At 55.5% G+C, this 409-nt stretch carries 1 protein-coding gene; it reads left to right on the forward strand.

The features are described from left to right. Nucleotides 1-193: 193 nt before the first annotated feature. Nucleotides 194-409: hypothetical protein (locus tag E0L35_RS26525; RefSeq protein ID WP_212751727.1), on the forward strand; the 216-nt coding region annotated here is incomplete at its 3' end.

Consider the following 409-nt stretch of genomic DNA (forward strand, 5'->3'; position numbering starts at 1 on the left):
GTATAAGGCTAGTTCAGCACCTCCAAAGCAAGCACTTAGCGATTGCTTGGCCCATATTTGGGTATCGACTTTCGCGGTCCAACAGCTGCTGATGGGTGCCGCCTGGTCCAGAGATGCCGATCAGCGATGTCTCCGAAACAGATCGCCCCAGCATCTCAAGGATTCGCAGACCTGGCCTGCTCGAGACAAATCGATGATCAACCAGCGAACAATAAAAATCATCATTTTTGTTGCCTCGGCCGGCCTCGTCACGCCAGCCTGGTCCGAGAGCGAGATGCCTGCCGGCGGCGCATTTATGAGTAGCTACACATCGGACCCATACTTCGATCCGCGATCGCAATATTCCCAGCGTCATGCGCTCGGCGATATTGGCGGACAACCCATGTTGGCAGAACCGTTGGGCGCTCAG

The sequence above is a fragment of the Halomonas sp. ATBC28 genome, assembly GCF_005937175.1.
In the GTDB taxonomy this organism is placed as follows: domain Bacteria; phylum Pseudomonadota; class Gammaproteobacteria; order Pseudomonadales; family Halomonadaceae; genus Vreelandella; species Vreelandella titanicae.